Annotated in this window: 9 protein-coding genes; all 9 read right to left on the reverse strand. The window is 35.4% G+C overall.

The genetic code is table 11. The features are described from left to right. Positions 1-3: 3 nt before the first annotated feature. The 9 genes from rsmI to ACQKNI_RS25615 all read right to left on the reverse strand — a co-directional run bounded on the left by rsmI (position 4) and on the right by ACQKNI_RS25615 (position 6,510). On the reverse strand, positions 4-879 hold the full coding sequence (gene rsmI / locus ACQKNI_RS25575) for a 16S rRNA (cytidine(1402)-2'-O)-methyltransferase (protein WP_088233020.1): 876 nt from the start codon (positions 877-879) through the stop codon (positions 4-6). After that, positions 848-1,138: a GIY-YIG nuclease family protein gene (locus tag ACQKNI_RS25580; RefSeq protein WP_088233019.1), complete on the reverse strand. Its 291-nt coding sequence runs from the start codon at positions 1,136-1,138 to the stop codon at positions 848-850. The genes rsmI and ACQKNI_RS25580 overlap by 32 nt, the downstream gene beginning before the upstream one ends. Then, on the reverse strand, positions 1,125-1,865 hold the full coding sequence (locus ACQKNI_RS25585) for a tRNA1(Val) (adenine(37)-N6)-methyltransferase (protein WP_088233018.1): 741 nt from the start codon (positions 1,863-1,865) through the stop codon (positions 1,125-1,127). Before ACQKNI_RS25585 ends, ACQKNI_RS25580 begins: the two co-directional genes overlap by 14 nt. A gap of 120 nt (positions 1,866-1,985) precedes the next feature. Further along, a complete protein-coding gene (gene yabA / locus ACQKNI_RS25590) occupies positions 1,986-2,336 on the reverse strand; it encodes a DNA replication initiation control protein YabA (RefSeq protein ID WP_000412056.1) in 351 nt (116 codons plus the stop codon). Positions 2,337-2,350: 14 nt separating this feature from the next. Further along, a complete protein-coding gene (locus ACQKNI_RS25595; RefSeq protein WP_000272429.1) occupies positions 2,351-3,178 on the reverse strand; it encodes a PSP1 domain-containing protein in 828 nt (275 codons plus the stop codon). A gap of 5 nt (positions 3,179-3,183) precedes the next feature. Further along, positions 3,184-4,167 (reverse strand): DNA polymerase III subunit delta', encoded by a 984-nt coding sequence (gene holB / locus ACQKNI_RS25600; RefSeq protein WP_088233017.1) that lies wholly within the window; start codon positions 4,165-4,167, stop codon positions 3,184-3,186. Between the two features lie 35 nt (positions 4,168-4,202). After that, positions 4,203-4,829, reverse strand: a complete 627-nt coding sequence (tmk, locus tag ACQKNI_RS25605) for a dTMP kinase (protein ID WP_088233016.1) — start codon at positions 4,827-4,829, stop codon at positions 4,203-4,205. Position 4,830: 1 nt separating this feature from the next. Beyond that, the gene (locus tag ACQKNI_RS25610) at positions 4,831-6,252 is read right to left on the reverse strand and encodes an aminotransferase class I/II-fold pyridoxal phosphate-dependent enzyme (protein ID WP_098841522.1); all 1,422 of its coding nucleotides are present in this window, start codon (positions 6,250-6,252) and stop codon (positions 4,831-4,833) included. 78 nt (positions 6,253-6,330) lie between these two features. Further along, on the reverse strand, positions 6,331-6,510 hold the full coding sequence (locus tag ACQKNI_RS25615; RefSeq protein WP_088233014.1) for a sigma factor G inhibitor Gin: 180 nt from the start codon (positions 6,508-6,510) through the stop codon (positions 6,331-6,333). Positions 6,511-6,760 lie beyond the last annotated feature (250 nt).

Below are 6,760 nucleotides of genomic sequence, written 5' to 3' on the forward strand. Positions count from 1 at the left end.
AGCTTATTTTTTATCGACATGATAGATTTGATATACATCGCGTTTCGACAAATCTCGATCTTTAGCGACTGTTTTAATCGCCTCTTTTGAATTCATATCTTTTTCATTTATATAATGTTCAATATGATCGTATACTGAAATAGATTCCCACCACTGTTCTTCTGCCACAGGTTCTTCCGTTGAACCAGCTACTAAAATACAAAACTCACCACGAACTTCATTTTGTTTCGTCCACTCAATTGCTTCTTCGACTGTTCCTCGGATAAATTCCTCGAATTTCTTCGTTAACTCTCGACATAATACAATTTCTCTATTCCCCAATACTTCTTGCATGGAGATTAAAGTATCATCCAGGCGGTGAGGAGCCTCATAAAACATCATTGTAGTTTGTACATATCGAAGCTTTTCTAACTCCAGTTTTCTTTCCTTTTTGTTTCTTTGTAAAAAACCATAGAAATAAAACTGTTTTGTTTCTAGGCCTGATGCAATTAATGCTGTAAGAGCTGCATTTGCCCCAGGAAGCGGAATTACGTGATATTGCTCAGCTACTGCCTCGACAACAATATCATAGCCTGGATCGGAAATACACGGCATACCAGCATCACTTACGATAGCTACAGTCTTGCCCTCTTCCAATTTATCTAAAATTTTACGTCCACTTACTTCCTTATTATGCTCATGATAGCTCATAACCGGTGTTTCAATTTCAAAGTAATTGCAAAGCTTCTTCGTTTGCCTTGTATCTTCCGCTGCAATAACATCTGCCTCTTTTAAAATGCGGATTGCACGAAATGTCATATCTTCTAAATTTCCAATTGGAGTCGGTACTAGATATAACATTCCTTTTTCATTTTGCTGAAAGCTTTTTTGTTGCCACATAACGTTCTCCTTTTTGCATATATTCTTCTTTTTGTTTTCTATTTAATTGCTTAAAATAATACTCCGCTTGCATAGCCGTGCGCTTATCTTCGTGGTCCTCTACATATTTTAAAACAACAGGAAGTCTAGCTCGTGTATACCTAGCCCCTTTTCCGCTATTATGAGTCTGAATTCGCTTCTCTATATGATTTGTATATCCGGCATAATAACTTCCATCAGAGCACTCCACCACATAAAAACAATGCTTATTCTTCTCCATATAAAATTGAACGCATCTCCTTTGTATATTCATTATTTTCTTCATATACAAAAAGAGGTGGTAAGATTTTTAAATCTGCATTTCCATCCTTAATTCCTTCAATTAACAATGTGTTTGCTTCTTTCCCTGCCTTAGGATACACGAATCGTACACGTTTTGGTTCAATTTTGTATTTGCGCATTAATGTAACAATATCTAGTAAACGACCTGGGCGATGTACAAACGCTACTTTCCCGCCTTGTTTTACTAACTGACTACTTGCAGATACAACATCCTCTAATGTACACATAATTTCATGACGAGCTATCGCTAAATGTTCATTTATATTTTTCTCGGAAGTTTGAGGTGTTTTGAAATAAGGAGGATTACATGTAACAACATCATATTGATGACGTTCAAGTTTCTCCGGCATATCTTTTAAATCTCCATGTATTAAATGAATTCTTTCTTCTAACTTATTGTACTGAACACTTCTTATTCCCATATCGTATAAACGTTCTTGAATTTCCACGCCTGTAATATTCCCTTTTGTTCTTGTACTTAATAAAAGGGGGACAACTGCGTTACCTGTACACAAATCAAGTAAATTACCCTTTTGAATTGGCACCCAAGCAAAATCCGCCAGCAAAACAGCATCCAAAGAAAAATTAAATACTGATGGACTTTGTACAATCTTCATATCTTGCGCTAATAAATAATCTAAACGTTCATCTTCATATAAATTCATATATTACTCCTTCTCTTACCCTTAACCTACCCTATTGGATCTTCTACTAATATAAAATAAATTTCATTTTATTCTCATGTATAAAAAATTACCTTTCCAATTATAATTGGAAAGGTAATTTCACTTTTTATTTAAAAATGACAGACAGAATAAACAATCTCCCTCTTTACGTACACTTCCATAATGTAGATTGCAAATATGAAAACCTTCTTGATACAGTCTTGCTAAATTATCGTAGCCTTCACCAATATCTGTCTTCGGCTTCACTTCTTTACGTTTTTGAGTTTTTTGTTTTTCTTTAATCTGCACTTCTTCAAAACGGTGTCGCAAATTTTCATTTTCCATTTTTATATGTTGGTTTTCTTCCAATAACTCTGCAAGATGTTGTTTTAGCTCTCCCAACTGTTTGTATAAATGTCCAATTTGCTCTTCCATACTAGAAACCGATGCAAAAATATCCTTTTTCTCCACAAGCACCCACCTCATTAATCTGTGGTTTGACTCGAAACGACCCCTTTATTCACTAACTCATCTAACGTATATTCTACTATCCGTTCCTTGTCTACTAGTTCCACTTGAATTAATCTTTCTAAAATATTTAATCCGATAACACGGCCAGTACCATGCGGGGTTTGTATACGTTGATCTAAATCAGGAAGTTGTTCCTTTGCTGCCTCATATTCGTCATTCTCATATTTTAAGCAACACATTAAGCGACCACATAAACCAGAGATTTTTGCAGGATTTAATGATAAATTTTGATCCTTAGCCATTTTAATGGATACAGGTTCAAAATCTCCTAAAAAAGTAGAACAACAAAGCATACGACCACATGGACCAATACCACCAAGCATCTTCGCTTCATCACGAACACCAATTTGTCTTAGTTCAATTCTTGTCCTAAAAATTGCTGCTAAGTCCTTCACTAGTTCGCGGAAATCAATCCGACCATCCGCAGTAAAGTAGAAAATAATCTTATTACGATCGAACGTATACTCTACATCTACAAGTTTCATATCGAGATTATGCTCTACTACCTTTTGTTGACAAACTTGATATGCTTCTTTCGCAGCATGTTTGTTCTCTTCAACAATGGTACGATCATTTTCATTTGCAATACGAATAACCTTTTTCAGCGGTAATACAACGTCATTTTCATCAACTTGCTTTTTGGTAATAACTACTTTTCCGTATTCAATACCTCTTACCGTTTCTACAATTACGAACTCATTTTCAGAGATATCGAACTGATTCGGATCAAAGTAATATACCTTTCCGGCCTTCTTAAAGCGAACACCTACTACATCATACAAAACGGTCATCCCTCCTGCAACCGCAACACTAACTGTTCGAACACAAGCTGCGCATTTACATTAGCGTTGATTCTATTTTTTGCCTCTAATATATTAAAGAGAGCTGATACAATGCGCTTCTGAGCATAAGAGAAAGATTCAAACATCTCTTTCTGCTCATGAAAAACAAGACGATCTTCTTCTCCAAGTTGAACATATAATAAATCCTTATAAATAAGGAGTAACATATCTAAACCTTGCTGTAATTGCTCTTTCTCTCCAAAGTGTTTTCCCCATTTTTCTTGTACAAAAAAAATAGAGGCTTTATCTTTTTCGAGCGCTTCACATAATTTTATCACTAAAGTTCGTCCTTGTGCAAACCATTCATCGTTACACAAAGCTAAAGCTTCTTCAAAACTATTCGTGAGTTGCGCAGCAAGGGTCGCTAAAGATGCTGTAATCCCTTCATCCTGTAATCTTCTAATTAAAGATTCTGTAGGTAACGGTCTAAATGTAACAACTTGACAACGAGATAAAATCGTATTTAAAATTTGATGACTTTGTTCAGTAAGTAAAATAGCTGTTGTATCGCTACTTGGTTCTTCTAAAAATTTTAAAAGTGTATTCGCCGCATTTGCCGTCATACGATCTGCATGCTCAATAATATATACTTTTTTATTTGCCTCTAATCCTGTTTTTGAAAACTCTTCTTGTAAATCATGAATTTGCTGCTTCTTAATAGATAATCCGTCTGGTTTTACAATATGTAAGTTCGGGTGGTTACCTGAATCAATTCGCTTGCAATTTGTACATACATGACAGGGTTCTACCCCATTCCTTTGAGAACAGAGAAAACTCTTGGCCATTTGAATTGCTGTTGCAAATTTTCCTGTCCCTTTCCCTCCCTCTAACAAGTAAGCGTGGGATATACGCTCTTTTGCAATGCTATTCATCAACATTTTTACACCGATGGGTTGTATAGCAGAAAGCTGCTCCCACGTCTTCGTCATAATGCATACCTCACTTATTTCATTCTTTCCCTCTATTATAACAATTTCTTTTCTATAATCTGAACAACTTCTTCTATAAGTTTTTCCATCGGTTGATCGGCATTTACTAATACAATACGATCAGAGAAACGCTCTACAACTTGTAAATATCCTTCACGCACACGTTTATGGAAAGAGATATCTTCCATATCTAATCGGTTTACTTCGCGACCTGCATCTTTTTCAATACGTGCTAAACCAACCTCTGGTTCAATATCTAAGTAAATTGTTAAACTAGGCATACAGTCTTCTGTTGCGAAACGATTGATTTCAAATACTTTATCCATGCCTAATCCTCTTGCATAGCCTTGATAAGCTAAAGAACTATCTATAAAACGATCACATAACACAAGATAATTCTCATTAAGTGCGGGCATAACTTTTTCCACTAAATGCTGTCTGCGTGCAGCAGCATACAGCAGCGCCTCTGTACGTGCTTCCATCATCGTATATTCTTTTTTATGTAAAATCGTTCTAATATCTTCAGAAATTGCAATACCACCTGGTTCTCTCGTCGCCATTACCTTTTGCTCTTTTTGCTCAAAGTACGGTAATAATCTTTTAATTAACGTTGTTTTACCCGAACCTTCTGGCCCCTCAATTGTTACAAATAATCCCTTCATCCTAAAACCTACTTTCTATATCATACACTTTCATATCTTTCGTGCTCCCCTGAAAACGAGCTCCTGTGTTCTCTAAATATATAATTTTCTCTTTATGTTCTGAAGTAATTCTTTCACCATACATAATCAATGGAATTCCAGGTGGATACGGAATTACCATTTCTGCTGCTATCATCCCAACCGCTTCTTCTATAGGCACTACTTTTGTTTTGTATCCTTCTAGTTGCTTATACGTATACGGTAAAGGAGAAAATTCTCTTTTATAAGTATAACGAATTGATTCGCTCTTGTCTTTCATCTCATAATATTCCAATGCTATTCGGATTATCTCTATAGCCTTTATGTACTCCTCATTTACTTGCAGAGGTAAAATAAATAGGACATTATATGGATCAGCCATTTCTGTATATATTCCTGCCTTTTCGAATAAAGACTGTAATTCATATCCCGATAACTGACAACGAGTTTGTACAGTAACCTTTAAATCATCTTGCAACGGATATTGTAAAACAGATATTTGCGGAATCGAGCCCAATCCCTTTTTAAATCTCCATAAAAACTCGACAATTTCATCGTGACCTTTTTCTTTTATATTCGCTAGTGTAAAGCGCGCTATATCGAGAGAAGCCATAATTGGATATGACGGACTACTAGATTGTAGCATACTCAAATAAGTAGAAATTCTTTCTTCATTCACTAAATGACTATTTACATGTAAATAGGAGCCCATTGTCATCGCAGGTAATGTTTTATGTGCAGAATGAACTACAATATCTGCACCATATTCTAACGCTGACTTTGGAAATGGTTCTCCTAGGCAAAAGTGTGCTCCATGAGCTTCGTCTACTAAAACAGGGATTTTATGTGCATGTGCATAAGCGATACTTACCTCTAAATCTATCCCCATACCATAATAATTAGGATGCGTTAAAATAAGGGCTTTAGCATTGGGATATTGTTTGATTGCTTCCTTAATAATTTCATCATGAATTCCTACTGGTACGTTATACGCCTCATCAATCCACGGATCTAGAAAAATCGGATTCGCGCCGGCTAGTTTTAACCCATTAATGATTGATTTATGACAATTTCTTTGTACAAGAACAATATCATGCTCACCGCAACAAGAAAAAATCATTGCTAGATTTCCCACTGTTGAACCATTAATTAAAAAATAACTTTTTTTTGCACCATATACAGCAGTTAACAATTGTTGCGCTTCCTCTATACATTCAAACGGACTATGTAAATCATCTAACCCTGTTAGTTCGGTTACATCAATGGATAGTATATCTTTAAACTCCCTAGCGGCTTCCTGAGGGAAGTTTACGCCATTCTTATGACCTGGAACATGAAAGGATAGTGGTCCTCTTTCTTTAAACTCTATTAACGCCTCATATAAAGGCATACGATTTTGGTTCATATATATCTCTTCCTTATTATTCATTCTGTATCTATTATACAGATATTAAGACAAAAAAAATAATAGGCATATGCCTATTTAAAAATATGATACTTCTAATTTTCGAAGTTGTTTTAAATAATGTATATATTTCGGATCATCCGTCTCGGTATTCACCATATCCTTTTCACATTCATGACATATCAAATTATTATACACATATATACCTTCTGTTCTTTTTGTCTCACAAACAATGCATATTTCACTTTGTAATTTCATATCCCTTCCTCCTCTACGTAAATGGACATATTTTATACTTCTATTCCTTAACAATTTACAGAAAAATATACATCAATCTCTTATATAATATGATTTACTCTTGGGCAACGTGTTTGTATTACCTTCACTTCTTTCACATACTGTTTAACAGCACAAAAAAACACGAGTCAAATGACTCGTGTTTTAAGTTGCTTGGCGACGTCCTACTCTCACAGGGACAAGGTCCCAACTACCATCGGCGCTAGAGAGC

Source organism: Bacillus sp. NPDC094064 (assembly GCF_050279585.1).
Classification (GTDB): Bacteria; Bacillota; Bacilli; order Bacillales; family Bacillaceae_G; genus Bacillus_A.